Annotated in this window: 20 protein-coding genes; 11 read left to right on the top strand and 9 right to left on the bottom strand. The window is 70.8% G+C overall.

Annotated features, from left to right (window positions below):
* Window positions 1-115 precede the first annotated feature (115 nt).
* A complete protein-coding gene (locus tag OV090_RS07070; protein ID WP_267702737.1) occupies window positions 116-358 on the bottom strand; it encodes a helix-turn-helix transcriptional regulator in 243 nt (80 codons plus the stop codon).
* Entirely contained in the window at window positions 358-861 is a 504-nt protein-coding gene (locus OV090_RS07065; protein ID WP_267702736.1) for a DUF2975 domain-containing protein, read from the bottom strand. The genes OV090_RS07070 and OV090_RS07065 overlap by 1 nt, the downstream gene beginning before the upstream one ends.
* 96 nt (window positions 862-957) lie before the next feature.
* On the opposite strand from OV090_RS07065, the gene OV090_RS07060 reads away from it, so the two are divergent.
* The 6 genes from OV090_RS07060 (at window position 958) to OV090_RS07035 (ending at window position 8502) form a co-directional block, all read left to right on the top strand.
* Window positions 958-1872, top strand: a complete 915-nt coding sequence (locus OV090_RS07060; RefSeq protein ID WP_267702735.1) for an ABC transporter ATP-binding protein — start codon at window positions 958-960, stop codon at window positions 1870-1872.
* Window positions 1869-2654 (top strand): ABC transporter permease, encoded by a 786-nt coding sequence (locus OV090_RS07055; protein WP_267702734.1) that lies wholly within the window; start codon window positions 1869-1871, stop codon window positions 2652-2654. Before OV090_RS07060 ends, OV090_RS07055 begins: the two co-directional genes overlap by 4 nt.
* 644 nt (window positions 2655-3298) lie before the next feature.
* Window positions 3299-4138: a hypothetical protein gene (locus OV090_RS07050; protein ID WP_267702733.1), complete on the top strand. Its 840-nt coding sequence runs from the start codon at window positions 3299-3301 to the stop codon at window positions 4136-4138.
* Between the two features lie 383 nt (window positions 4139-4521).
* A complete protein-coding gene (locus tag OV090_RS07045; protein WP_267702732.1) occupies window positions 4522-5760 on the top strand; it encodes an SGNH/GDSL hydrolase family protein in 1239 nt (412 codons plus the stop codon).
* Window positions 5761-6464: 704 nt separating this feature from the next.
* Window positions 6465-6881, top strand: coding sequence for a peptidoglycan-binding domain-containing protein (locus OV090_RS07040; RefSeq protein ID WP_267702731.1), 417 nt, complete (start codon window positions 6465-6467; stop codon window positions 6879-6881).
* On the top strand, window positions 6859-8502 hold the full coding sequence (locus OV090_RS07035; protein WP_267702730.1) for a hypothetical protein: 1644 nt from the start codon (window positions 6859-6861) through the stop codon (window positions 8500-8502). Before OV090_RS07040 ends, OV090_RS07035 begins: the two co-directional genes overlap by 23 nt.
* Window positions 8503-8507: 5 nt before the next feature.
* Here OV090_RS07035 and OV090_RS07030 read toward each other — a convergent pair whose 3' ends face one another.
* Window positions 8508-9452 (bottom strand): STAS domain-containing protein, encoded by a 945-nt coding sequence (locus tag OV090_RS07030; protein WP_267702729.1) that lies wholly within the window; start codon window positions 9450-9452, stop codon window positions 8508-8510.
* Between the two features lie 760 nt (window positions 9453-10212).
* Between OV090_RS07030 and OV090_RS07025 the strand changes: the two genes are divergently transcribed.
* Both OV090_RS07025 and OV090_RS07020 read left to right on the top strand, forming a co-directional pair.
* On the top strand, window positions 10213-11556 hold the full coding sequence (locus OV090_RS07025) for a hypothetical protein (RefSeq protein WP_267702728.1): 1344 nt from the start codon (window positions 10213-10215) through the stop codon (window positions 11554-11556).
* Window positions 11557-12091: 535 nt separating this feature from the next.
* Window positions 12092-12517 carry a hypothetical protein gene (locus OV090_RS07020; protein WP_267702727.1) on the top strand — a complete coding sequence of 142 codons (426 nt, stop codon included), beginning with the start codon at window positions 12092-12094 and terminating at the stop codon, window positions 12515-12517.
* On the opposite strand, the gene OV090_RS07015 is transcribed toward OV090_RS07020, so the two are convergent.
* Complete coding sequence (locus tag OV090_RS07015) at window positions 12504-15398, bottom strand: serine/threonine-protein kinase (RefSeq protein WP_267702726.1); 2895 nt, start codon at window positions 15396-15398, stop codon at window positions 12504-12506. The two genes, OV090_RS07020 and OV090_RS07015, sit on opposite strands and share 14 nt — an antisense overlap.
* A gap of 504 nt (window positions 15399-15902) precedes the next feature.
* Window positions 15903-16847 (bottom strand): hypothetical protein, encoded by a 945-nt coding sequence (locus tag OV090_RS07010; protein WP_267702725.1) that lies wholly within the window; start codon window positions 16845-16847, stop codon window positions 15903-15905.
* A gap of 204 nt (window positions 16848-17051) precedes the next feature.
* Between OV090_RS07010 and OV090_RS07005 the strand changes: the two genes are divergently transcribed.
* Both OV090_RS07005 and OV090_RS07000 read left to right on the top strand, forming a co-directional pair.
* A complete protein-coding gene (locus OV090_RS07005) occupies window positions 17052-17450 on the top strand; it encodes a GFA family protein (RefSeq protein ID WP_267702724.1) in 399 nt (132 codons plus the stop codon).
* A gap of 64 nt (window positions 17451-17514) precedes the next feature.
* Complete coding sequence (locus tag OV090_RS07000) at window positions 17515-18129, top strand: sigma-70 family RNA polymerase sigma factor (RefSeq protein WP_267702723.1); 615 nt, start codon at window positions 17515-17517, stop codon at window positions 18127-18129.
* Window positions 18130-18180: 51 nt separating this feature from the next.
* Here OV090_RS07000 and OV090_RS06995 read toward each other — a convergent pair whose 3' ends face one another.
* From OV090_RS06995 to OV090_RS06985, 3 genes are all read right to left on the bottom strand, one after another.
* A complete protein-coding gene (locus OV090_RS06995; protein WP_267702722.1) occupies window positions 18181-19146 on the bottom strand; it encodes an ADYC domain-containing protein in 966 nt (321 codons plus the stop codon).
* A gap of 87 nt (window positions 19147-19233) precedes the next feature.
* Window positions 19234-22476, bottom strand: a complete 3243-nt coding sequence (locus tag OV090_RS06990) for a protein kinase (protein WP_267702721.1) — start codon at window positions 22474-22476, stop codon at window positions 19234-19236.
* Between the two features lie 169 nt (window positions 22477-22645).
* Window positions 22646-23578, bottom strand: a complete 933-nt coding sequence (locus OV090_RS06985; RefSeq protein ID WP_267702720.1) for a hypothetical protein — start codon at window positions 23576-23578, stop codon at window positions 22646-22648.
* 354 nt (window positions 23579-23932) lie between these two features.
* Here OV090_RS06985 and OV090_RS06980 point away from each other — a divergent pair, with 354 nt between their 5' ends.
* Window positions 23933-24853, top strand: coding sequence for an alpha/beta hydrolase-fold protein (locus tag OV090_RS06980; RefSeq protein ID WP_267702719.1), 921 nt, complete (start codon window positions 23933-23935; stop codon window positions 24851-24853).
* Here the strand turns inward: OV090_RS06980 and OV090_RS06975 are convergent.
* A complete protein-coding gene (locus OV090_RS06975; protein ID WP_346660385.1) occupies window positions 24850-25470 on the bottom strand; it encodes a LysE/ArgO family amino acid transporter in 621 nt (206 codons plus the stop codon). The two genes, OV090_RS06980 and OV090_RS06975, sit on opposite strands and share 4 nt — an antisense overlap.
* Between the last annotated feature and the right edge of the window lie 44 nt (window positions 25471-25514).

Raw genomic sequence — 25514 nt, 5'->3', positions numbered from 1 at the left:
AGCGACGATAACTCTGCCGAACGCTTGGCGACGTCGACCGCGGCGCCGGCGCAGGTTTCATCTTCGACGCGGGCGCTGTGCAGCTCGAGGAGGGGAGGCCGCCGCACGACCGTCGTCAATCGCCGTCGTCGTCGCCCTCGGCGAGGTCCGATTCGCCCGGCTCGTAGACGAGCAGGTCGCCCGGCTGGCAGCCGAGCGCCGCGCATAACTTCGCCAGCGTGGCGAAGCGTACGCCTCGCACCTTGCCCGAGCGGAACAGCGAAAGATGGGTCTCGCTGACGCCGATCTCGGCGGCTATCTGTTTGGCCTTCAGGTGCTTCGCCGCGAGCACTTCGTCGAGCCGGATACGGATCGGCATCAGAAAATCTCGTCGAGTTCGGCCTGGAGGACCGCGGCGCGGCCGAGCACGCGGGCGATGACGGTGAGCGACAGCCCGAGCGCGCCGAGCACGAGCCCGGACACGTCGAACGCGATCCAGTAACCAGGACCGCCGCCGAGGGCCCGCTGCAGCGCCGGCACCACGAAGACGCCGAGGAAGGCGCCGGTGGCGAGCAGCGTGCCGACCCGATCGAGCAGGCGCGTGATCGTCGGCGCATAGAGCTCGCCGCGCGCAAACTCGGCCAGCGCCCGCCGGACGCACCCGAGCGCGAGCAGGTAGAGCACCTCCGGACCGGCGGCGACGAGCTGCACCGCCAGAGCCCGCAGCGACGCGGCGTCGGCGTGGCGTTCACACACCTGCAGGCCGGCGGCGCCGAATCGCTCGAGCAGCAGCAACAGCCACAGCACGACGAGGAGGCCGCCGGCGAGCCGGCGGAGCGACGCACTGCGCGCGCGAATTTGAGCGAGCTCCGGGTTCTTCATGAGCATCGAAATTTAACCTTGACTTAAATTTTTGGCCAAACAATTTAACTCTTACTTCAATTCGCCGCCTTCGACCCCTCCGCTGGAGCGTGCCCCGTGTTGTGCCTCAAAACCACCGGCCTCTGCCACTGCTATACATCCGACCAGCCCATTCTGGACGACATCGCCCTCGCGGTGCCCGAGGGGAGCGTGTACGGGTTCCTCGGCCCGAACGGCGCCGGCAAGACCACGACGCTGCGACTCGTGCTGGGGCTCATCCGCAAGCAGCGCGGCACGATCTCGATCTTCGGTCGCAGCCTCGATACGCACCGCATCGAGATCTTGCAGCGCGTCGGCTCGCTGATCGAGAGCCCCTCGCTCTACGAGCACCTGACCGCGGACGAGAACCTGGCCCTGCTGCAACGGATCCATCGCGTGCCACGAGAGCGCGTCGGTGTCGTGCTCGAGCTCGTCGGCCTCGCCGGGACCCGCAGCAAGCGCGTCGGCCAGTTCTCGCTCGGCATGAAGCAGCGGCTCGGCATCGCCGCGGCGATGCTGCACCAGCCGGAGCTGCTGATCCTGGACGAGCCGACCAATGGGCTCGATCCGAACGGCATCATCGAGATCCGCGATCTGCTCGTCGCGCTGAACCGCGACGAAGGCACGACCATCGTCGTGTCGAGCCACCTGCTGGCGGAGATCGAGCGCTTCGTCACCCACGTCGGCATCGTGCACGGCGGGCGCTTGCTGTTCCAGGGCACGCTCGCTGCGTTGCGGCGCGAACGGGTGCCGGCGGCGCCGGTCGCCCTGCGCACCGGCGATGATCCGCGCGCGCTGCGGGTCCTCGCCGACGCCGGCGTGGTGGCCCGTCTCAGCGGGCACGGCATCGCGCTGGCAGCGATGCCGCCGCCGAGCATCGCCGCAGTCAACCGCCGCCTGGTCGAACACGGCATCGATGTGCATGCGATCGGCGCGGTCGAGGGCGACCTAGAGTCGATCTTCATGGACCTGATCGGGAGCCGCGCGGCATGAACTCCCGCTTCGTCGATGCGTTCTGCTGCGAGTGGCTGAAGAAGCGCCGCAGCCTCGGAGCATGGCTGGTGGTCGCCGGCGCGTTCTTCACGCCGGGCATCGTCACCCTCGCGCGGCTGATCCGCCGCGAGCACTTGCCGACCCTGTACGCGGCCCCGGAGTTCTGGACGTCGCTGTGGCGCAGCTCGTGGGAGTCGATGGCGGTCTTCTTCGTGCCGATGGCGGCGATCCTCACGACCAGCCTGGTGGTGCAGATCGAGGTCCGCAACAACTGCTGGAAGCAGGTGCACGCGCTGCCTCTCGAGCCGCACACGATCTTTCTGGCGAAGTTCGCGGTGATCGTGCTGATGCTGGTGCAGTTCTTCCTGCTGTTCGACCTCGGCATCTATCTCTCGGCGCTGCTGCCGTGGCTGCTGGTCGCGGGCGTGCCGTATCCGCAGGCGTCGCTGCCGCTCGGCACGTTCGTGGGCGACACTGCGCTCTACTTCGTCGATTGCCTGCCGATCGTCGCCGCGCAGTACTTGATGAGCCTGCGCTTCGCCAACTTCCTGGCGCCGATCGGCATCGGCTTCCTGGCGTGGGTCGGCGCGCTGGGCGTTCTGTCGTGGCAGCACGCCAACCTCGTGCCCTACGCGTACACGATGCTGGACTACCTCGGAGACAACCCGGCCGCACGCACGACGGCCCCGACGTCCGGCCTGCAGTTGTTCGCGCTCGCCTGGTTCGTGTTGCTCACGGTGGCAGGGTACGTGCTGTTCGCGACCCGGACCCACAAGGGATAGGAGCGGCCCTCGCCAGCGCCGATCCAGTGGTAGCCTTCGGCAGTGCCCGACGCGCCGATCGACCTGGAGGCTGCGGGCGGGGACGCTGATTCTGCATGGCTATACGGACATGTCTTTGAGTTCATGCTGGCGCGTGCGCACGGTTGTTCGTTCTTTACGCAGCCGAGCCAATGAGGAGGCGACGAAGCTCTCGGCGCACAGTCGAGCCCCCGAAAGATTGCGTCTCTGCGAGCGTCGCCCGCCGGACGCGCGAACGTGCGAGGCGGAGATTTTTTGCTCGCGCGATGCGACATCGAATCGCGGCACCTGTCATCTCCTGGGGGACCGCCGCGACGCGTGGTGCGCCGGGCGACTTGCCCCATACACCACAGGAGGAACCATGAAGACCAAATCCAAGATCAAGGCGGGCGCGTTCAAGCTCGGGCTCACCAACGGCTGAGTCGTGTGCGACGCCACGCGCGGCGGTGGCTCGCCGACCCCGCTTTGGGGTCGCCCATGGGCAGTGCTCGAGCGATGCCTGCAGACCGCCCGCGGCTGCAGGCCGCGCACGCGACCGGGTTGTTCGACGCGGTGTTCGCCGTCGCGGTCGGTCGACCTGGCCGCGAGCACGTGCCAAGCGGCGCGGGAGGTGATACGACTCCGACATGCGACTGACTTATGCGTGGATCCTGTCGGGACTGGCTGCGTGCGGGCCCAAGACTCCGGGCGGCGACACCGAGAGCGGCAGCGGCGAGGGCTCGACCAGCACCGCGACGACTGACGCCATCGAGCCGACGACCTCGGCCTCGACGACGTCCTCGAGCACGACCGGCGAGGCGACCGGCGAGAGCGAGACCACTGGACCCGAGGCGATGTGCCCGGCGCCGCAGACGCCCGAGGTGATGTTCGAGGTGGTCGGCTTCGCCGAGGACTTTCAGGGCCACGTCCAGGCGTCGTGCACGGTCGCGGGCGTGTCGCTCGGCGACGTGTCGGACGCGGTCACGTTGGCCTGCGACGTCGACGGCAGCGACGTCGAGGTCACGGTGAGCTTCACCAACGCGGCAGTGCAGCTGCCCGAGGGCCTCCAGCAGCTCGACGCCCCGGTGACGCTGAGCTACGTCCGCGCCGACTACGAGTACCGCGGCGACTGGCTCGCGCTCGGTGATTTTCGCGACGTCCTGCTGCTCGGTCTGGCCGCCGGCAACAGCGCGCTGCCGTTCGTCGAGGGCGAGGGGCAGATCGCCGACATGTTCGCGCCGGTGTCCGTCGAGGCGCTCGGCGGTTTCTGTCCCAAGGGGCAGGGGAGCTGCTTCGCCCTCGGTGAGCCGGCGGTGCTGCGATTCGCGAGCGGTGACGACTCGCTCGAGGCGTTCCCCCTGCAGGCCGGGAAGATCGGTCCGTACGCGGTGCACGCGGGCGCGTCGTGGCTGTCCGACCCCGAGAGCGCCTACGAGTGCGACGGCCCGAGCGACGATTGGGCTGCCTTCGGCCTGGCCCGTCAGTGAGATCGGTTGGAAGCGAGGGTGGGCCGGGAGCATCGACCGGGGACGAGGCGACGCGGGTGCTGGAGCGGGCTCTGCCGCGGCTCGAGGCGCTCGCGTCGCGTCCGTGGACGGCGTAGTGGGCGCTGTCGTCGGGGACTGACCCGACTGGGGTCCGGACCGGACGAGCTCGCCGGGCCGTGAAGGATGAGCGAGCGCTGGCGCGCAGACCGGCGTTGCGAGCGGGTGGGCCGCTCTCCAGCGCACTTTCGCGGCGTTTTTCTTTTTTGTGAGGGCGACGAGCACTGGCCGTGTCGATCCGGGCCACCCTCGTTCGTCGAGCCAGTGGGGGCGGGGCACGCCCCACCGAGGGACCGACAATGCTGACCTTCACGAGGAATATGACCATGGGACTCGACTTCATCCGTCCGGCGAAGATCGGCGCGTTCGCGTTCGCTCTCGCCGCTGCCGGCTGCGATGACGGAGGCGGCGAGGGGCCGGACGCGCGCTGGGTCGCTGCATGGGCGACGAGCATGATGGAGCCGGGGGAGGCGATCGGCGAGCTGAAGTCGCGCAGCTTCAGCGACGAGACGCTGCGCCAGACGATCACCGTGACTGCCTCGGGCGATCGGGTCCGGCTGCGGCTCTCGAACCTCTTCGGGAGCCAGCCCCTCGAGCTCGCCGAGGTCCGGGTGGCGAAGGAGCTCGAGCCGCTCGTCACGGCGCCGGACAGCGATCGCCAGGTCCAATTCGCCGGCCGGCCGGGCGCGACGATCCCGGCGGCCGCCGAGCTCCTCAGCGACGAGGTGGAGATCGAGGTGAGCGAGGGCGAGCGCCTGATCGTCAGCATCTACGCCGCGAAGCCCTCGGAGCTGGCGACCTGGCACCCGCTCTCGCTCACGACGCACGCGGTCGCCAAGGGCAACCAGGCGGCGAGCCAGCGCCTGACCGATTCGAGCGCGCTCACGTCCGCCTTCTGGCTCGCGGGCGTCGACGTCGAATCGGCGACGAACGACAAGGTCGTCGTCACGTTCGGCGACTCGATCACGGACGGCGCCTCTTCGACCATCGATGGTGGCAGCACCTACCCGGACCGGCTGTTTGCGCGCTTGCAGGAGGACCCGCAGACCCGGTCGGTCGCGGTCGTCAACCAGGGGCTCGGCGGCAACCGGCTGTTGCGGGACTCCATCGGGCCGAGCGGGCTGTCGCGGTTCGAACGCGACGTCCTGGGCACGCCGGGAGTGACGCATACGATCGTCCTGATCGGCATCAACGACATCGGCATGCCGGGATTCGCGGGGCCCTCCGAACAGGTGACTGCGGACGAGCTCATCGACGGGCTCGAGACGCTCGCCGACGAGGCGAAGGCGAATGGGGTCAAAACGTTCGTGGGCACGATCATGCCGTTCGAGGCGGCGTTTCCGCCGTACTACACGATCGAAGGGGAGGAGATTCGCCAGGCCGTCAACGCGTGGATCCGCGACAACGAGGCGTACGACGGGGTGATCGACTTCGAGGCCGCGGTGCGCGACCCGGAGCACCCCACCCGGATCCTCGCCGCGTTCGACAGCGGCGATCACCTGCACCCCAACGACGCCGGCTATCAGGCGATGGCCGACGCGGTGCCCCTGTCGCTCTTCGAGTAGCGGGCTCGTCGGGGTCGATGGAGACCTGCCTGAATAGACATGTCGATTCAGGCATGTGCTCCAGGACATGCGGCTCGTTCACAGGTACGAGTACGGGCCCGCGCGTACGCCCGTGCGAACGATGAGCGGTCGATCGGGCGGTGAGGTCTGCGGTTTCTGTGGCTGCGGCTTGGTGTTCGGCTTGTTCATGGCTGGCACGAGGGAGAGGCGGGCCCGCGTCGCAAGTCGCGGGCCGCGGCGTCCCGAGAGCCGTGACAAACTGCACGGGCTGACGGGCGCTGCTCGTCGTTGACGGGCTGGTCGCGCCGGCGAGTGGTGGGCTCGCTGTGATCGCGCTCGGCGTCGCATCATCGCGGCGACTGTCGCTGCGGCGTCCGCATGCGGTGCTGATCCCGTGGCGTCGCGCCCATGCGCGCCTCGACTTCAAAGTCGCTGCGGGTCGGCACCCCTCGGCGAATGAGACAGCTCGATCGTCTGCGCGCGCGCGACCGTCGTGCTCGACTTTGAACGATGGGAGCTCGCGGGCAGCGTGCACGAGGGACGCTTTCACGCCTGACGGACCTCGCTCGCGGCGGCGCGGGCGCTGCAGTGGAAGAAATCGCGGTTGCGGCCTAATCTGCGGATCTGGGCGCGCGCCGGCTGTGACGGCGCGATGGAGCAGCGGAGCGATGGCGAACGACGGGCGTGCGAGCGATGGATCGACGTTGGACGAGGCGAGGCGGATCGGCGAGGACGCGCGCTTCATCGATGCCACGTGGGTGGAAGAGGACGACGTCCCGTGGGAGGAGGACGACGGCGAGGACGACCTCGGCGGCGTGCAGGTCGACTTCTTCGCGTTCGCGGGCGCGCTCGACATCGACGACGGCAGCGACGAGCGTTGGCTGCAGAGCTGCCTCCGCGAGCTCGTGGCGCCGGATCTGGTCGTCGACGGCGCGCTCGGCGGGCGCACGCGGCAGGCGATCCGCGCGTTCCAGCGCCGGGTCCGCCAGCTGCGGCCCGGGGCGCAGGCGCTGACCGTCGACGGGATCGCCGGGCCGGCGAATAGCCGCGGCCTGATCGCCGCCTCGAAGCCTCGACGAGCCTGTCCCGGAGGAGCGAATGAACGCCACCGATCTGCCTGAACTGTTGCTCGTCGACGCCGACGAGCATGTGCCCGCGCTCGACCGCGGCGCCGCGCTCGTCGCCGCCGACGAGCGCGCCACGCAAGAGCTGCCCGACTTCCTGTGGGACGAGAACGCCGCGGCCGGCGACCTCGTCGAGCAGCGCTGGGCGGTGCTCGCCCCCGAGGGTCCCGAGGGCGACGCCTTGCTCGCCGCCGTCGATCCGCTGATCAGCGCGCGCGCCGAGCAACAGGGCGTGCCCGTCCGCATCTACCGGGTGCCGCCCCGCCTCCGCGCCGAGGAGGCCGCGCGCTGGCGCAAGGGCGTGTTCCAGGCCAGCGAGCGCGATCCTCGCGACCTCCCGCGCTACCAGCTCATCCTCGGCGACCTCCACGCCGTCTCGGCCGAGCTGCAGGCGCTGCAGGCGACCGACGGCTTCGTCGGCCGGCTCGCGTTCGACAGCCGCGCCGACTACGTCGCCTATGTCGACAAGGTCCTGTCCCACGAGCAAGGTCCTCCAGGACAGGTCGCAAAGGCCATCTTTCACACCGTCCACGACGGCACCGGCGCGACGACGATCGGCCACCGGGCGCTCGTCGAGCCGGCGATCGAGCTCGCGCGCGAGATGCAGGGGCGGCGGCGGGCGGCCTTCCCGGCGGAGATCTGCGTCAGCGGCGACGTCGACGATCCGCGCCGCGACGACCTCCTGCGCGACGCCGCGGCCGGGGGCGTGCTGTTCAGCGTCAGCCACGGCGAGGGCGCCCCGCGGCGCGGCTGGCAGTCGCTCGCCGAGCAGCGGGCCCGCCAGGGCGCGATGAGCTTCGGGCCCGACGGTCGCCTCGGCGCCGACGAGCTGGCCGGCGCCACCTTCTTGCCCGGCGGCCTGTGGTTCATGCTGGCCTGCTTCGGCGCCGGCACCCCCGACACCAGCAAGTACCGCCGCTGGCTCGAGGTCCTGCAGGCCCAGGGCCAGTTCTACGGCCGGCCCGAGGTCGTGCTCGGCAGTCTGCCGCGCGCCGGGGAGCCGCCGTTCGTCGCCGCGTTGCCGAAGGCCGCGCTCGCCAGCCCGCGCGGCCCGCTCGGGTTCATCGGCCACGTCGACCTCGCCTGGACCTACTCCTTCCGCGAGCTCGACGCCGGCAAGCCGACCAACCGGCCGCAGCGCTTCGTCCACACTCTGGCCTCGGCCCTGCGCGGCGACCGGCTCGGCGTCGCTTTTCACGCGCTGTTCCGCTTCTTCGCCCAGACCAACACCGAGCTCACGACGCTCGACGAGGACGAGGTCGCCGACCCGACCCGCCGCGCGCACCTGTGGATGCTGCGCAACGACCTCGCTGGTTACGTCCTGCTCGGCGACCCCGCCGCGCGTCTGCCGATCGCCGCGCCTGCGCCGGTCCAGGCCGCGCCGCGCGGGTTGTCCGAGCAAGCCTCCGACCTGCTGGGCTTTCGCGTGACCCAGGCCGACGAGCCCGCCCCCGCCGAACCCGCGCTGGCGACGATCGAGGCGGCGATCGGCCACCTGCTCGCGGGGACAGGTCCGCTCGAGGAGGTCGCGCGCCGTCACGGTCTCGACAGCCACACTCTGACCGATCTGCTCGCGCGCTACCGTCGAGGCGGGCGCGCGGCGATCGGCCGCGGCTGAGGCGACTACCGGCGCGTGCGACCGTTCTGCATGGCGAACGCGATCCCTGTCTGCAGGGTCCCGCGCGTGACGAGCTCGTCGAGGTTGGAGCCGAGGGCGACCAGGCCCTGCGCGATGGCCGGACGGATCCCCGTCAGCACCACCTGCGCGCCGAGCAGCTTCACCGCCTGAGCGGCCTGGATGAGCCCCTGGGTGCCCTCTGCGTCGATCTCGGGGACGCCCGTGATGTCGAGGATGGCGGTGGTCACCCGCAGCCGCTGCACCTCGTCGAGGAGCACGCCCAGCGCCTGCTGCATGCGCGCCTGATCGAGCTGGCCGACGAACGGCATGACGATGACGTCGTCGCTGATCGGGATCACCGGCGCGGACAACCTCGCCAGCATCTCTCGCTGCGCCTGGATCGTCTCTTCCTTGCTCAGGCGCAGCGCCTCCTCCGCCCGCTTGCGGTCGGTGAGGTCGACGAGCGACACGAAGCAGCGCTCCCACGTCTCTTCGCAGTCCGCGCCGACGACGACGCGGAACATGATGTTCCTCGACTCGCCGAGGAGCGTACAGATGGTCGTCTCTTCCTCGTAGAACATCGCCCCGCCGCCGAGGGCGACGAGCTCGCGCCGGAACGTGTCGATCGAATCGTTATTGAACACGACCGACAGCGCCTGCAGCAGCTGGTCCTTGTTCGGGGCCTGGCAGAGCTCGAGCGTGGCCCGGTTGACGTCGAGGATCTTCACCAAGCCGATGCACGTGATGACGTCGTCGATGTGGCTGCGGAGGTAGGCGTCGAGATCGACGCCGGTGGCGAGGATCCGGTCGAGGTGCTGCTTGACCGCGGACCAGTCCTCCTCCCACAGCGAGATCGGAGAGCACTCGAAGATGTTGCGGTAACGAGCCTCGCTGCGCTCGAGCTCCGTCACGCGCTGACGCAGCTGGGTGAGCTCCTGGTCCGGATTCATCGATGTCTCCTGCAGCCCGGCAAGCGCAGGCTCGCGGCGAGGATGCCACGACGGCGCCCCCGAGGGCGAGCGACCCCGTCGGCAACCCCGTCGCCGCGAGCCGCGCCTGGCGAGGCGCGCGCGCCACCACGCGCCGATGACGGATGCCGATGAATTCCTCGCCCGTCATGGGCCGTGGCTCGTGGCGGGCACATGCTTCGAACCTTGGGCGCATATGCGAGTCATCCCCACCTCGGAGCTCGCGTCATCCGGGCGTCCCACAGCTCGTGCGCTGGGGGGCATGTTCACGCGCGCGCGAGGGCGCGGTCGACGACCTCGCGGACCGCCTTCGACAGGCCGGGTCGACCCTCGATCCGCTCGAGGCGGCCTGCTTTCCTTGTGGTGGAACTGGGTCGACCTCGTCGCGCACGAGGTGGCCGACGCGGCGAAACGGGTCGTGCGATTCCACGGGTAGCGAGGCCGCTGCTCGCGCGACTTCCAGGAACTGGCCGCGCATGGGATCACAAGGCGCGTCCGCTTCGATCCATGGCATAGGCCTATAGGATCGTATGCGCGGAAAAGGCGGGTGTAGGTCTGCTCGCGCGTGGGACTTCGATTCGCGGGACGACGACATTTGCACGGAGACGTCGTGGCGCCCGGCAGCGAGCTGGCCGTGACGAATGACGGCGGTGCTCGACGTCCAGGCGTGACGACGCTGCCGGACCTGGCTGCCCGGCGTGGCGGCTTGCGTGCGGGCGGACGGTGGACGACTCTCTCGCCCGTGTACGAGCACGAGGTCCTCGACTCCCCGGCCTACCAGCGCGTCAGCGCGGTCTATGAACAGGCGCGCGCGAAGGCGAAGGAGCCGGACGGGCCCAGGGCCCGCGAGGCGGCGTATCGTGAGGCGCTGCGCTGGGCGCGGAAGGCCGGCGACGGGGCATTCGTCGCGGCGGCCTGGTACTACCTGGCGAAGTTTTGGGCGGGGGAGTACGAGCGCGAGAAGGCCTGTACGGCGCACTTGCGGCTGATAGCGGCCGAGAACGCGAAGTTCGGGCCGCTGCACGCGGAGCTCGCGGGGAGCTGGCACAACTTCGGGGCGTTCCTGGTCGCGGCGCACGAGCCGGCGCTGGTCGAGTGCGGGATGCGGCTCTCCCTGGCGCTCGGGCGGCTGCAGGGCGGCGGCGAAGACTTCGCCGCGGTGCAGCAGACCATCCTGGTGCTGTGGAACGCGAAGCTCTGCGACCGAATGTTCCGCTGGGCCCCGCACCTCGAGGGCTGGACGGAGCGGGACGGCCTCGGCCACGCGTATCGCTGTCTCGGGCACGCGTACGGGCGGGTCGGTCGTCACGACGAGGCGCAGGCGGCCTACGAGGCGTGCCTGGGCCTCCTGCAGGAGGGCGACGCGCGCTACGACGACGCGCGGCTCGGGTACGCGGAGTCGTTCGTCGAGCGGGTGGCGCCGAAGGTCCGCATGCCGGCGAAGGTGCTCGCCGAGCTGCGGGCGCTGGTCGACGGCGCGGGCGAATCGTCGGAGCGGCAGCGGGCGATGAAGTCCCTCCTCGCGTGCGGGACCGCGGAGGACCTGCCGCGGATCGTCGCAGTGGCCGCAGAGACGCCGTTGACGGTGCGGTCGACCTGCCTGACGCTGATCGCCCGCGGGTTCGACAGAGACGCGATCCACCAGGCGCTGCGCGACGTGGCGGCGCGCGCGTCGGAGGTCGACATCGACAGTGACATCACCCGCGACATCGAGTGGCAGATGAACCGGAGCAGGGCGCACGAGGCGCTGGCGCGGTTCGAGCTCGACCAGGGGATGGACGCCCGCGCGGCGCTGCAGTCAGCTTGCCAGGCCCCGATCACGACGGACCTCGTCGGGCGGCTCGCGCTGTACCTCCTCGACGACGGCGACGCTGCCGGGCTCGACGCGTTGAGCGAGCGACACGCGGCGGTGCGGGGGACGATGCTCGGGGTGGTGCGGGCGGTGCTCGAGCTCGAGCGAGACCCGACGGAGGCGTCGATGCTGGCAGTGTATCGCGCGTTCGCGGCGTGGACGAAGCCGTGGGCGGCGCGGCTGGACGAGGACGGCAAGTCGTCCGCGCGCCGGGCCGATCGTTCCGATGATTGAGGCGCTCCGGCGACGAGCGACCGGCGTCGCTGAATGCGAGAGCAGGGGTGCTGTAGCGAATCTGGGATGTCAGCAATCCGACTCGCGTCAGTCGTGTCCGATGTGGGATTATTTCTGCTGTTCTTCTACCCGGGATGGGTGTCGAAGCTCGTGGCGGTCCTGCTGATGATTGCGCCGGTGCGGCGGATCTGAGCCTGCCGCCTGGCAGGGTCGGACGCTTCTCGGCACACCTGTCTCATGCGCCATGTCTGTCCGGCCGGCCGCGCCGTGCGGGGTGACGCCAATGTGGCTGATGTAAGGCCTGCCGGCTCGAGCGGGACGCTGCCCCCGCTGCGGTCTGCGGCGGACGGGCGCCGTCGGGGGCCATAGTCAGGGCTGCCATGATAACCCCTGGTCTGCACAGGCGCTCCTGCACCCTTCACCTACATCGCAGCGTCATGTGTCTGATCGCTGCTTGGGGGCGCGAGACGGATTGACGCGCCGCGGGTGGGTCGGCCAAATAGTTAGCTCGGTTCGGCAAACGGAGGGTTTGGACATGCGCAAGTTGATCGTGATCGGTGTGTTTGCGGCGTGCGGGCTCGGGATCGTCGAGACCGCGGTGGCCAACTACTTCTACCCGGGCAAGGTGATCATCGGCACCGGCATCATCGGCGGCGGCGGGACCACGACGGGCGGCGGGACGGACGGCACGACGGGAAGTACGCTGGGGCAGGACGCGAGCAAGATGAACTTCGAGGAGCCCTGTACGGTCAAGCCGATCGTGTGTGAGTGCTTCACCGGGGTGCCGGTGTGGGAGGCGTGCCAGAAGAGCGGCGCCGACCTGCAGTGCCTGACGCCGAAGAGCAAGTTCGACGTGATCGAGCAGGAGGGGCAGGTCGTCGTCTGGGACAAGACGATGACGATCGGCGGGCTGGTGTGCGCCGGCAAGTCCGACGGAACGGCGTATATCAACCTGCCCTAGCGGACAGCCAGGCGTCGACCTCGGCGGCGGCCGGCTGGAACGCCGCGCCGACGCCGAGGAAGCGAGTCTTCGCCTCCGACGCGAGGTCGCGGCTGCGGGCGGCGTTGGCCGGGTCGAGCCCGACCAGCGCGCGGGCGAGGGCGAACTCGGCCTCGGCGATGTCGTACGGGGCGACAAAGGCGTTCTGCGGCAGCAGCGGGAGCGCCTGCTCGAGCGCCTCGGCGGCGGCGGCGTGGCGGCCGGCGGCGAAGTGGACGCGACCGAGGCCGGCGAGCGGGACGCCGCGAGTCGGGTCGGCAGGATGAGGCTCGAGCTCGGCGAGGGCGCGCTGGAAGGTGCGCTCGGCGTCGCCGAGCCGACCGGCGCGCAGCTGCGCGGTCGCCATGCCGGCGAGCGCCTGCGTGGTGCGTGCGTGGCCTGTCCCGAAGGCCAGCTGGAAGATCGCCAGGGCGTCGGCGAACGACTGCTCGGCCGCGGCGAAGTCGCCGGCGAACATGTGGGTGTTGCCGAGCTCGATCAGGCAGTCGCCGCGGCTCGGGTGGGCGGGCGGCAGGTGGGCGTCGTAGATCGCCAGCGCCTGCCGGAGCGCGGCCAGTGAATCGGGGTAGCGCGCCTCGAACTGGGCGATCATGCCGAGGTTGAAGTGGACGGTCGCCAGCGCCGGGTGGCTGTCTCCGTAGGCGCCGCGGACGATCGCCAGAGTGCGGGTGAACGTCGCCTCGGCGTCGTCGAGGTGGAACAGGCTCAGCTCGGCGGCGCCGATGTTGTTGAGCACGTCGCCGAGCACGGGGTGGTGGGCGCCGTAGGTCTGCTCGAAGATCGCCACGACGCGGCGGTAATCGGCGATCGCGGCCGGGTAGTCGCCGCGCAGGAACTTGAGCGTGCCGCGAGAGATCAGGGCCTGGCCGTGGGCGATCGAGGTCTCGCCGTGGAGCTGGGCCCGCAGGTCGACGGCGCGATCGATGTGCGGCGCGGCGCGCTCGAGGTCGCCGCGGGCCAGCAGCAGGTCGCCGACGCGGCCCTCGAGCAGCGCCTCGGCGGTGCCGCCGTCGGACAGACGGCCGGTGGCGCCGCGCGCGAGCTCGGCGAGGCGCAGGCCCTCGTCGAAGCGGGCCTGTCGCACGCCGACGGTGCGCACGAGGTCGATCGACGCGGCGGCGCGGGTGTCGTCGTCGCCGGCGCGGTCGGCCGTGGTCGCGGTGCGCAGCAGCGCCGCCTCGGCGGTCGGGTAGTCGCCGAGCTGGTCGTCGATCTTGCCGGCGAGGTGCAGCGTCGCGGCGAGCGTCGGCGGGTGCGCCAGCGCTTCGGCCTCGGCGCGCAGCGGCCCCAGCTCGGCGCGCGCGGCCTTGTACTGACCGACGTCGAACTTCGCCTGCACGCCGGCGAGGCGGGCGCGCAGGTCGTCGACGGCGCGCGCGACCGCGGGGTCGTCGGGCGCGGGGCTGCGGGCGAGCAGGGCGCGGGTGTCGGCGCAGCGCGCGAGCGTCGGCAGCTGATCGGCGGCCTGCACCGCCTTCTCGAGCACCGCGGCGTCGGCGGTCGTCAGCACGCCGACGAGCGCGCGCAGGGCGGTCTTGCGATCGTCGAGGCAGGCGGCGCGCAGGTCGTACAGCGAGTCGGACTGCTCGCCGCGGCGGTGCGACTCGCAGGCGCCGCGGCGCATGTCGATCCACGCCCCGGCGTAGTCGGCGAGCCGCTGGTCGACGCGGGTCGCGACCTCGTCGGCGTAGGCGGTCCCGGTCGCGGTCAGGGCCTCGCGGACGGTGCGGGCGACGGAGAGATCCCAGACGCCGGCGAGCTGCTCGTCGGCGCCGACGCAGGTCGCGGCGTCGCGGGCCTGGATCGCGTAGGCCGCGTAGCCGCCGGCGCTGGCGAACAACATCACGCCGGTGGCGGCCGCGGCGATGCCGAGGCGGCGGCGTCGGGCGCGGTCGGGGTCGGCCGACAGCACCTGCAGGAGCGCGTCCATCGTCGGGAAGCGCAGCGCCGGATCGATGCTGAGGCCGCGCACCAGCGCGGCGTGGACCCAACCCGGGACCGTGGTGTCGCGCGGCGGGTCGAGTCGCCTGTCCTCGAGGACAGCCTTCGAGATCTCCACCGTCGTCGCGCCCTTGAACGGGCGGTAGCCGTGCAGGCTTTCGAACAGCGCGACGCAGAAGCTGAACTGATCGCTGAGCGCGTCGGCCGGCTCGCGCAGCAGCTGCTCGGGGGCCATGTACGCGGGGGTGCCGATGAACGTGCCGATCTGCGTCAGCTCGACGCTGCTCGCGCTCGGCGGCGGGCCGCCCGGGAGGACCACGGCGTGCTCGTCGTGGCGGGCGAGGCCGAAGTCGACGACGCGCACGCGGCCGTCGTCGCCGACGATCACGTTGTCGGGCTTGAAGTCGCGGTGGACGATGCCGGCGGCGTGGGCGGCGGCGAGGCCGTGGCCGGCTTGCAAGTACACGCCGAGGACGGCTCGCCACGACCGGTCCTCGCGCAGCAACCAGTCCTTGAGGCTGCCGCCGCTGACGAACTCCATGGCGATGAACACTGCGTCGCCGAACGGCCCGACGTCGTAGACCTGGGCGACGTTGGGGTGCGACAGCTTGGCCATCGCCTGCGCCTCGCGCAAAAGCCGGGCCTGGCCGACGCTCTGCTGCTGGCCGCGGATCTCGCCGCGCAGCAGCTTGAGCGCGACCTTGCGCTCAAGCTGCTCGTCGTATGCCGAGTACACGACGCCCATGCCGCCCTCGCCGAGCTTGCGCAGCACGACGAACCGGCCGATCTTCGCGGGGCCGGCGTCGCCGTCCGACTCGGCCCGCTTGCCGCGCTCGGGCGCCGGTGCGGGCGTGTCGACGCGGGTGACGAGCTGGCTCGAGTGCGTGAGGTCGACGGGCATCGGCGCCTGTTCGAGGTTCTCGGATGCGGGCGAAGGGTGCAAGCTGCGGGCGGGCGATCCCGGACGTCGGCGCGCGATCGTGGACCGGGGATATCGCCGGGGCGCCGCGCCTCGGCCCCGGCGCACAGGTGGGCGCGGGTGTGGCGGACGGCCAAAGGCGATCGCAGGCCGATGTCTTCCGGGACATGTCCGTTGGTGCCGGCGCGGCGCGTCACCGAGGCTCCGCGCAGCCAGCGCGTACGCGTCGACTGCGTGAGGGGGCGAGCGAGATGTTTCGTGACGTCAGGTCGACTCGCACCTCGTCCGGCGACCTGTCCCGAAGGCCATCCACCTCCGGAAACCTCGACGGCGAGGCGCCGACTGATTCCAGTCGAAGGGGTCGCCCACGCCGGAGTCGGCCGCCTCACTGCGATGATTGGGGGTGGTCACCGTGTGCACATCGACGGCGCGCCGTACTCTGCGCATTCGGCGTGGCCCGAGCTGCGCCAGCTCGACGCTGGGCCGTCACCGGTTACGCGCCGCCGCGACCAGCCCCGCCGCGCGCCAGATCTGGACCGCGTGATCGCAGCGCGGCACCACCACGAGGTGCTCCCGGTCGGGGGTCAGCAGCACGCGCTCGATGGCGCCCTTGTTGTACGGCTTCAGCGTCAGCGCGCTGCTGCCGTCGGCGCGGTTCCACAGGACGAGCCGCGGATCGTGGGCGCCGCCGGTGGCCACGAGATCGTCGGTGAGGAACGTCGCCGTCTGGGCGCCGAGCTTGTGCTCGCCGGTGAAGCCGGCGCGCGTCTCACCGCTGGCGACCTCGACGATCGCGGTCGTCAGGCCCGGGAGCAGCAGCTCGGCGCCGTGAAAGCTCATGTCGTGCGCGGAGCCCTGGATCTGCAGCAGGCGGCGCTCGAGCCCCGACTCGGGGTCACACAGCCGCACGTTGCCGGCGGCGTCCGCAGTGACCAGGAGCTCGCCGTCGGGAGACAGCGCAGCGTCGGCCATCCACATCGCCTCGCCGGCGTGGGCGGCCAGCACTGTACCGTCGTCGAGGTCGATCCGCGTGCGCTTGCGGTCGTGGCCGCCGACCCATGCCGAGCGGCCGTCCCGCAGCACTGCGAGCCCATGCAGGCGGGTGTCGCAGACGCGGTGGACGGCGATGCAGCGCAGCTCCGGCCAGGTGAGCACCGCGACGGAGCCGACCCACAGCGTGGCGATCACCCGCGAGCGATCGGGCGTGAACGCGACGCTCGAGACGGCGTCGTACACGGCGGCGGGCACCTCGACCTCGTGCGAGCCGCCGCTGGCGAGGTCGATCACGAGGATGCCGCCGTGACGACCGAGCAGCAGCTTCGCGCCGTCGGGGTCGAGCGTCGCGCAGTAGTTCCAGCCCGCGAGCGGGATGTCGCGCTCGAGACACGCTGCCATGAGCTGCTTGCGTTCCTTGAGGGGAGCGAGTGGCATCGGCGTACTGTCGACGTGTACCAGAGGATCGGGCCGGCGAGATCTCCGGGGCCGTGGATGGGCGGTCGCTTCGCGCCAGCGCCTCGTCCGAGGGGGGCAGGCGGCCGCGGTCGGCGTCGGGGCGCCGACGACGATCCACCGGCGTCCCGGGGGGCGCTCGCGGCGTCTTGAAGGACGGATCGCAAACGGCTACGACGCTGGACCATGACCACGCATCGCGCCTCTTGTAGCTGCGGCCGGCTCGGTATCACGTGCGAGGGCGACCCCGTGCGCGTCTCGATCTGTCACTGCCTCGCCTGCCAGCAGCGCACCGGCAGCGCCTTCGGCGTCCAGGCGCGCTTCGCTCGCGAGCGGGTGACGTTCTTCGGCGCCGGGACCGAGTTCGTGCGCATCGGCGACAGCGGCGGCCGTGCGACCTTCCGCTTCTGTCCGACGTGCGGCTCGACCGTGTACTGGGAGGCCGACGGAGTACCCGGCTTCGTCACGGTCGCCGTCGGTGCGTTCGCAGACCCGGGCTTCCCGGCGCCGCAGCTGTCGATCTACGAGGAGCGCCGCCACGCCTGGGCGCTCTCGCCGGACCTCGACATCGAGCACCTGGACTGACCGGCTCGACGCTGGGTGCGAAGCGGGATGCTTCCGGGGAGCGAGGAGGTAGACTGTCGAACCGATGCTCGACGACCGCGCGCTGCTCACCGCATGGCAAGGAGGGGACGAGAGAGCGGGGCGGACCCTCGTCGAACGTCACTACGAGGCCGTCGTACGGTTCTTCGCCACCAAGGATCGGGCTGCCGCTCCCGACCTGATCCAGCAGACCCTGGTCAAGTTCGTGGAGTCCGTTCGGCGGATCCCGCAGGACTGCAGCGTCCGCGCGTACGTCCTGGGCATCGCCCGCCACGTGCTCTACGACCACCTCCGGGCCGCCTACCAGGGCTCCGGACGCATCGACTTCAGCGCGCGCTCGGTCGCCGACCTGCAGCCTGGGCCGAGCACCATCCTCGCCCGCGAGCGCCAGACCCGGCTGCTGTTGGAAGCATTGCGACAGCTGCCGCTCGAGAGTCAGCTGCTCGTCGAGCTCTATTACTGGGAGGAGCTCACGGGCGGCGAGGTCGCCGACATCCTCGGCGTTCCGGAGGGCACGGTGCGCACACGCCTGCGACGCGCGCGCAACCTCCTCGAACAGGCGCTCACGCGCCTCGCCGAATCGCCCGAGCTGCTTACCAGCACGCTCGCGGACCTCGATGGCTGGGCGCAGCGGGTCCGCGAAGAGCTGGGCTCGGCGTGAGCTCGTGCGATGTCGGGTCAGGCCGGCCGGCGAATGCGCCCACGCCATTCTCTACGGTTTGCGGGACCAGATGATGCCCTGAGAGCTGTAAAGGGTGTGAGGCTGCACCGAGGCGCACAGAGGCGGCTTGGCCACGTTCGGGCATTCGATATCGGCGTAGTTGTAAAGACGCAGCTGCAATCCGAGACAAAGGGCACCGTTCATGCCCCACACCGCATCGGTGAACGTGCCGCCGCCCTCGCCGATGCCGTACTTGTCTTCGTAATAGATCGGCGTGTTGTTCTCCGTCCATGATTTGCCGTCGCCGCAGTAGTCGGCGAGGATGAAGCGCAGGACGGCCTCGAACCGGTCGAGCCCGAGCATGGAGGGCCGGAAGCCGTAGCCCTTACTCGTGAGGGGCGCCTTGCCGACGGCGCCGCGGTAGCACGAGAAGTATACGGTATTCTTGCGCGCCACCACGTCGCCGGTCTCCGTGTCGATGTCGAAGCCGCCGTGGACGATCGCCTTTTTGCTGTTGTTGCCCTCGTCTTCTTCGCATGCCTCCTCGGGATGGTGGGCGATGCCATCGCCGTCGTCGTCCCAGAGCAGGCCGTAGCGCCAGTAGGGGTCCACAGGGTTCCAGCCTGCCACGGAGTTGATGTAGAGGAATTTCTGCTCGCCGGCGACGTCGAGGATGAACTTGGCGCCGACGAGGGCATTGCCGTCGCGCCGGACCGTGCCATTGGGGCCGTCGAAGTCGGCCCAGAGGTTGCCCTCCGTGGCCCCGAACGCCAACGCGGGCTCACCGTTGTGCACGAGGGTCTCCACGGTGATGCCCTTGTATTCGTTCCACGTCGTGTCGAGCGGCGAGATCGGGTGGAGGCTGCCCATCCACTTGGTGTTGCCGGTCGCCGGCGGGCAATTGGGGGCGCAGCGGAACTGCGCCTCCTCCTCGGGATCGCCGACGACCTCCTCGGGATCGCAAGCAGGGATGAAGGTGAGCGCAACGGCGAAGAGCAGCTTGTCGGCGGCGGACATGAGTGTAGTTCTCCCAAGAGTGCGGGGGCGCCCGGGGCACGGCTCCCCGCGCGGGTCCTCGCGCTGGATATCGGAGGCCGGCGGGCTTCAATTGGGCCGTCGTGACGAATTCTCCAATTCGCGGGCCAAAAAGCGCTGCACGGCCGCTGCCTCGGTTTTGCAGCCGGGCGCGCAGCGGCGCAGGGACGCGAGGGCGCCGCGCGCGAGCGACTCCGCGCGCGCTCTCTCGTCCGCGGGGCCGTTCGCCAGGGCGCGGGCCAGGGCGAACTCGAGCCGCGCCAGCAAGGGGTTGTGCGGCTCGGCGTTGTCCGCCACGTCGCGCCGGGCGGTCTCGTACTGTTCACGCGCGGCGGCGAGTCGACCGGCGTCGAGCAGGATATCGCCGACCTCGAGCCGGATCTCCGCGAGCAGGAGGAGGTAGTGCCGCGCGGGGGTGTCGAGCAGCTGGGCCAGACCCTGCGAAGCCAGCGCGACGGCGGCGTCGAGGTCGCCCACGGCGCGCAGGGAGGCGGCGATCCGGATGTCGTCGACCGCGAGCAGGTACGGCGCCGAGCCGGGCGCCTCCTCGTGGAGGGCGCGTACGCGCCGGAACGTGGCGAGCGCCTCGCTCGCGTCGCCGTGCGCGAGCAACAGCCGCCCCTTGGCGTCGAGGATGGTGGCGGCGGCGAGCGCCGGGCTCGGCCCCGCCTCCGCGACCGCCAGACCCGCGCGCAGCTCTGCCATGGCCTCGTCGTGGCGCTCCAATCCGGCGAGGGCCACGGCGCGGTGGGCGAACAGCGCCACGAGGAGTGGGTCGTCTTCCAAAGAGTGCGCGGACCCGACGGCGGCCGCCCGGTCCGCATATTCGAGGGCTTCTGCGAATGCGCCGCGGCGATTGCTCAGGTCCGCGAGCTGCACGTAGCAGTTGAGCAGCACTTCGGCGGATGGACCGTGGGCGCGCACCAACGCCGCGACCGCGGCCTGCATGCCGGGCAGGGCCGTGTCGTAGCGGCCGGCGTAGAGTTCAACCACGGCGAGGCCGAACCTGGCGAGCGCCACCCGGGGATGGCTGGCCCCGAGCGCGCCCTCGTCGCTCTCGAGCGCGCGGACCAGATACTCTCGCGCCGCGCGCAGATCGCCGAGCCCGAGCGCCACCAATCCCAGGTTGCCGAGCGTCACCGAGTACTCGAAGTCGAGAGCGCCGAGCTTCTCCTTCACCGCCAGCGCCGCGCGGGTGTGTTCGTGCGCCTCGGCGAAGCGGGCGAGGGCGTAGTAGGTCATGCCGGTGTTGTTGAGCAGCAACCAGCGCAGCTGATCGTCCCGCGACCAATCGACCAGGGCCCGCGCCAGCGGCACGTCCTGGATGGCCTCCTTCCCCCGGCCGGTCTGGCCCTGGACGAAGATCCTGCGGGCGAACGCCTCCGCCGCGACGAGCAGGTGGCCGGCGCGCAGGGCGGTCTCCAGCGCCTTCGTCAGCGCCTCCACCGCGGCTCCGTAGCGCAGCGCAGTCAGTTCGACGGTGCCGAGGGACAACCACGCCTCGGCCTCCAGCGGCGCGTACGCCTGCACCTCTTGCGAGTCGAGCACCGGCGTGACCAGGGCGCGCGCCTCCTCGTACCGCCCGAGCGCCTCGTACGCGTCGGCCTGGGCGAGGGTGCCCCGGTGGGTCTCGACCGCGCGGGCGACGTTCGGGTCCTCCGGGGGCGGCAGGGCGGCGACGAGCGCCTCCGTGTCCCGGCAGGGGGCGAGCGGCGGCAAGGCCGACACCGCCTGGGCCATGTTCTCGACGTCGCCGGCCGTCGCCGTCGTGAGCGCCGAGACCAGGGTGTCGAGGGCGGCGCGTCGACGGACCAGACAGGCGGTCCGCAGGTCGTAATGGCGATCGGACTCGAGCGCGTCGACGTGGGCGAGGCAGGACTCGGCGCGCATGGCGGTCCAGTCCTTGGCATAGGCATCGATCGCCGGCGCGAGGCGCTGCCAGGTGGCCTCGGCGAAGGGCAGCCCGGTCGCCTCGATCGCCGCTGCGACGGCGCTCCGCCGCTCCGGGTTCCACACGTCCGCGAGCTCGTCGGCGACCGTGGCGCACGGCGGCTCTGCCTCCGCGCCGCGGCTCGCCAGGACGTAGCTCCCGATCGACGCGCTCAGCACGAGCCCGCCGACCGTCAGCCGGCGGCGTCGGACGGCCACCGGATCGTCCACGAGCGCCGCCAGCAGCCCCGCGAGCGAGGGGTGACGCGCCTCCGGGCGGACCGCCAGGCCGCGGACGAGCAGGCGACGGATCCGCAGCGGCACGGGCGACCCCGGCGGCGCGTCGCGGATCCGTCCGCCGAGCACCGCGGCCTGGAGCGCCGCGAGGGTCGAGCCGGCGAACGGATGATGGCCGTAGAGCGCCTCGTACAGCGCGACGCAAAAGCTGAACTGGTCGCTGCGCTCGTCCGCCGCCTGCCCCAAATGCTGCTCCGGGGCCATGTACGCCGGCGTGCCCATCACCGTGCCGGTCTGGGTCAGCGCCTCTCCGGACAGCGCCTTCGGCCGCTCGCTCGCGTCTGCGGCCACCAGAGACGGACCGTCCTGGGGCGCCGCGCAGGCGAGGCCGAAGTCGAGGACCTTGACCACGCCGTCGCTGCGGACGATCACGTTCTGCGGCTTGAAGTCGCGGTGGATCAGCCCGGCCTGGTGGGCCGCGACCAGGCCGGCGCCCGCCTGGGCGAACAGCGCCAGCACTGCGCGCCAATCACTGTCTCTCCCGCGTCCGCGATGGCTCGCCGTCCAGACGTCGAGCCGCTCCCCGCGCACGAACTCCATGGCGATGAAGACCCGACCTTCGTGCTCGCCGACCTCGTGGACCGTGACCACGTTGGTGTGCGACAGCTGGGCCATCAGCCTCGCTTCGCGCAGCATGCGGGCGCGGAACACGTCCGGCCGCGAGGTCGCGTCGCCACGCAGCAGCTTGATCGCCACCTTGCGATCGAGATCCTCGTCGTACGCGGTGTAGACCACTCCCATGCCCCCCTCGCCCAGCAGGCGGAGGAGCGTGAAGCGACCGATCTGAGGCGGGCTCGCCTCGCGCGCGAACAGATTCGAGAGGATGAGCGCTCGCAGGTGCGGGCCGCCGAGTTCGGGCTCCGGCCGCGGTCCCAGCGGACGCACCAGGGTGCTGTCCGTGGCGATGTCGGGCGCGGGTCCGGCGGGCCGCTCGAGAGTGCTTCGCAGCTCCCACCCGCGCTCGTCAGGCGTCTCGCTCGCTCGCGAGTCGCTGCTGCGGGGTCGCGGCTCGGGCCTGAGGTCGTCGACCGCCTGGTCGTCAGGCCCGGGCCTCGACGTGTCGCCCGGCTTTACCCCGCTCCCCACGCATATCGGTGTAGCGCCGGGACCGACCCGCGCGCAACCGCGGCGACGGCGAAACCCCTGACGTTTTGGCGCCGGGGCCCGCCCCGCCGACGATCACGTGCCCGAGACGCGCGGCGACCTGGAGGTTCGCTGCCGCGCGCGGGTTCGCAAGCTGCGGCCCGCTCACCGCTCAAGCGTCGCGCTTGACGATGCCGCTGTAGCTCTGCAGCGATGCGGCGCTCACCGGGTCGACGTTGATCTTGTATTGGCGGTACTCGTAGATCGGCCCGTAGATCCGGCGCAGGTAGTAACCGTCGTCGAGATCGGACTGGCCGCAGTTGGTCGTGAGCGCGCCGCCGAAGCCGCGCACGTGGCAGAGCTCGGCGTGGATCACGTCGTTGTAGCCGGGGCTGCTGCTGGACTCGTAGTTGCACGCGACCATGTCGACGTGGCTGTCCTGATACCAATAACTGGGGTGCGGATTGTAGATCGTCGCCGAGCCGGTCGCCGAGCCGAGCTCCTCCACTCGACCGGGCGCGCCGGCGAAGCGGGAGCCCATGTAGCTCTGGAAGTTAGCCCACGACAGGCACGTGAAGTCGCTCTGATCCGTGTGGAGGATGTCCTCGAAGGCCGCCAGCGGGTCGGAGCCGGGGACCGCGAGGGGCCGGGGCGCGAGGACCGGGCGACCTTCGGCGGCGATCTGCCAGTCGTGGGCGAGCTGCAGGGCCTCGGGGACCGGCGCGTCGTCGGTGGCGACCGCGAGGTACAGCTCGAGCGGCGTGGCCTGCTGGGAGGTGATGAGACCGCCGTAATCGAAGCCGCCGTCCCGGCCGAGGATCGTCACGTCGACGGGGAAGTGCCCGTCGACGTCGGCGTCGCCGCGGCTGAAGTAGATGGTGGTCTCGGCGTCGGCCTCGACCACTGCGACGATCTGGTCCTCGCGCGCCCTGCCGTCCTCGTGGATCTCGAAAGCACGTGACCGGACGCCCAGGGGCTGCGCGGCGTCGACCGAGGCGGCCGGATCGTCGGCGTCGACGGAGTGCGCCTCGAGAGAGGTGTCGTCGTCGCACGCCAGCGGGGCGAGGAGGGCGAGGAGGAGGAAGGAATGAATCGATCGGGTCATGTTACTCATGCTCTTTCGGGTTCAGCGTCGCCGATGCGACTCGTCGCGCCGGGGAGCAGCCCCCCAGCGCGCCGTGGCCCATCGGCACTTCGAGAATCGGGACCCGAGCCGAATCAATTCACCCCGCACGTACTTTTCTTCGCGGCGATGTTTTTTGCGGAGAGGCGGCGCCCCGGGCAGGCGCAGTCTCGGGGAGAACCACGCATGCGACTGGCGAACAGCGCGAGTGACGCGCTGCGATCGAGGTCGGGCGAGATGGGGGCGAGCACCCGCTGCTCCGCGGCGGCCAGGTTGCGCGCGAGCGCCTTCGTCGCTCGAAAACATGCGACTCTCCGCTTCCTCCAGCTCCCCCCGATGAAGAGCGAAACACGTCCTTATACGATTGCCCAGGCGTACGCCTTTTCGTTCGACTCCGCCCTGATGGGCGCGCGCTACGACGTCTCGGTCGCATTGCCGGCGTCCTACGCGGCGACCGGGCGCAGCTATCCGGTGCTCGTCGTCGTCGATGGCAACCAGCTGTTCGAGCTCGCGGTTCAAATCGCGCGGAATTTCGCCATCGCGGGCGAAGTGGAGGAGCTGATCGTCGTCGGGGTGGCATGCCCGGCGGCCGAGGGGTTCCACGAGTTCGTCCGCCGGCGTCATTACGAGTTCTCGCCCCCTGGCCGGTATGCGTTCGACAACCCGCTCATCCAGCTCTTGAAGGAAAGGATGGAGACGGTGGGGCTCGATCCGCAAGAGGTGGGGGGAGCTCCGAAGTTGCTGCGGTTCCTGGCCGACGAGCTGTTGCCGACGCTCGCGGGCGAGTACCGGCTCGACATGCAACAGTCGGGACTCTTCGGTCACTCTGCCGGCGGGGCCTTCGTCCTGTACTCGCTCCTGTCGGATGCGTCGCCGTTCCGGAAGTACATCTGTGGCAGTCCGGCCACGTCGGTGAGCGATGGGGAGCTGTTCCGGATGGAGGAGCGCTATGCGGCGACCCACCGCGATCTCGACGCGACCCTGTACATGGCGGCAGGAGTCGAGGAGATGCAGAGCGCCTTCATGGAGTCCGGCGGGATCGTGAGCGGCTTGGCACGATTCGCGGGACTGTTCGCGCTTCGGCGCTACCCGAGCTTCCGAGTCGGTAGCGATGTCTTCCCCGGGGAGGGGCACACCTCCGTCATGCCCATGGTCCTGAGCCGGGGACTTCGGATGTTGTGGGGCACCGGTCGAGGGCCCGACGACGAGGTCATGCCGACAGATGGCGGATGCGGCGAAGCCAAGACGCCGAGCTAGCCCAGGGTGGGCGCCAGGAGTAAGGCGGCCAACACGAGCATGAGCACGGCGATCACGCCGTCGAGGATTCGCCATGCACGTGGCGTCGAGAGCCAGCGACCGAGCAGCCGCGCCCCGAAGCCGAGCGCGGTAAACCAGACCACGCTGGCGACCGCCGCTCCGAGGCCGAAAGCCCAGCGGCCGTCGCCGTGTGTGTTGGCCACCGAGCCGAGCAGGAACACCGTGTCGAGGTAGACGTGGGGATTCAGCCAGGTGAGCGCGAGACAGGTGGCGATGGCTGCCGCCGGTGTCGTCGCCCGGCCGGGGTCGTTGCCGGCGGTCAGACCGCTCCCGCCGGGGCGCACGGCGCGTCGCGCCGCGAGGCCGCCATAGCCGGCGAGGAAGGCTGCGCCGGCCCAGCGAGCCACGTCGAGCAGCCACGGCATCCGCTCCAGGGCCGCGCCGATCCCGGCGATCCCGGCGGCGATGAGCGCGATGTCGGAGAGCGCGCAGATGGCGACGACTGCGGCGAGGTGCTCGCGCCGGACGCCCTGGCGGAGCACGAAGACGTTCTGCGCGCCGATGGCGACGATCAGCGAGAGGCCGAGGCCGAAGCCGGACAGCGTGGGGGCGAACATGGAGGCCATGGCTGGACGCTAGCCGCCGCTCACTCGGCAATCCA

The sequence above is a fragment of the Nannocystis sp. RBIL2 genome, from assembly GCF_026626745.1.
Taxonomy (GTDB): domain Bacteria; phylum Myxococcota_A; class Polyangia; order Nannocystales; family Nannocystaceae; genus Nannocystis.
This window is presented reverse-complemented; position numbering and strand designations above follow the sequence as displayed.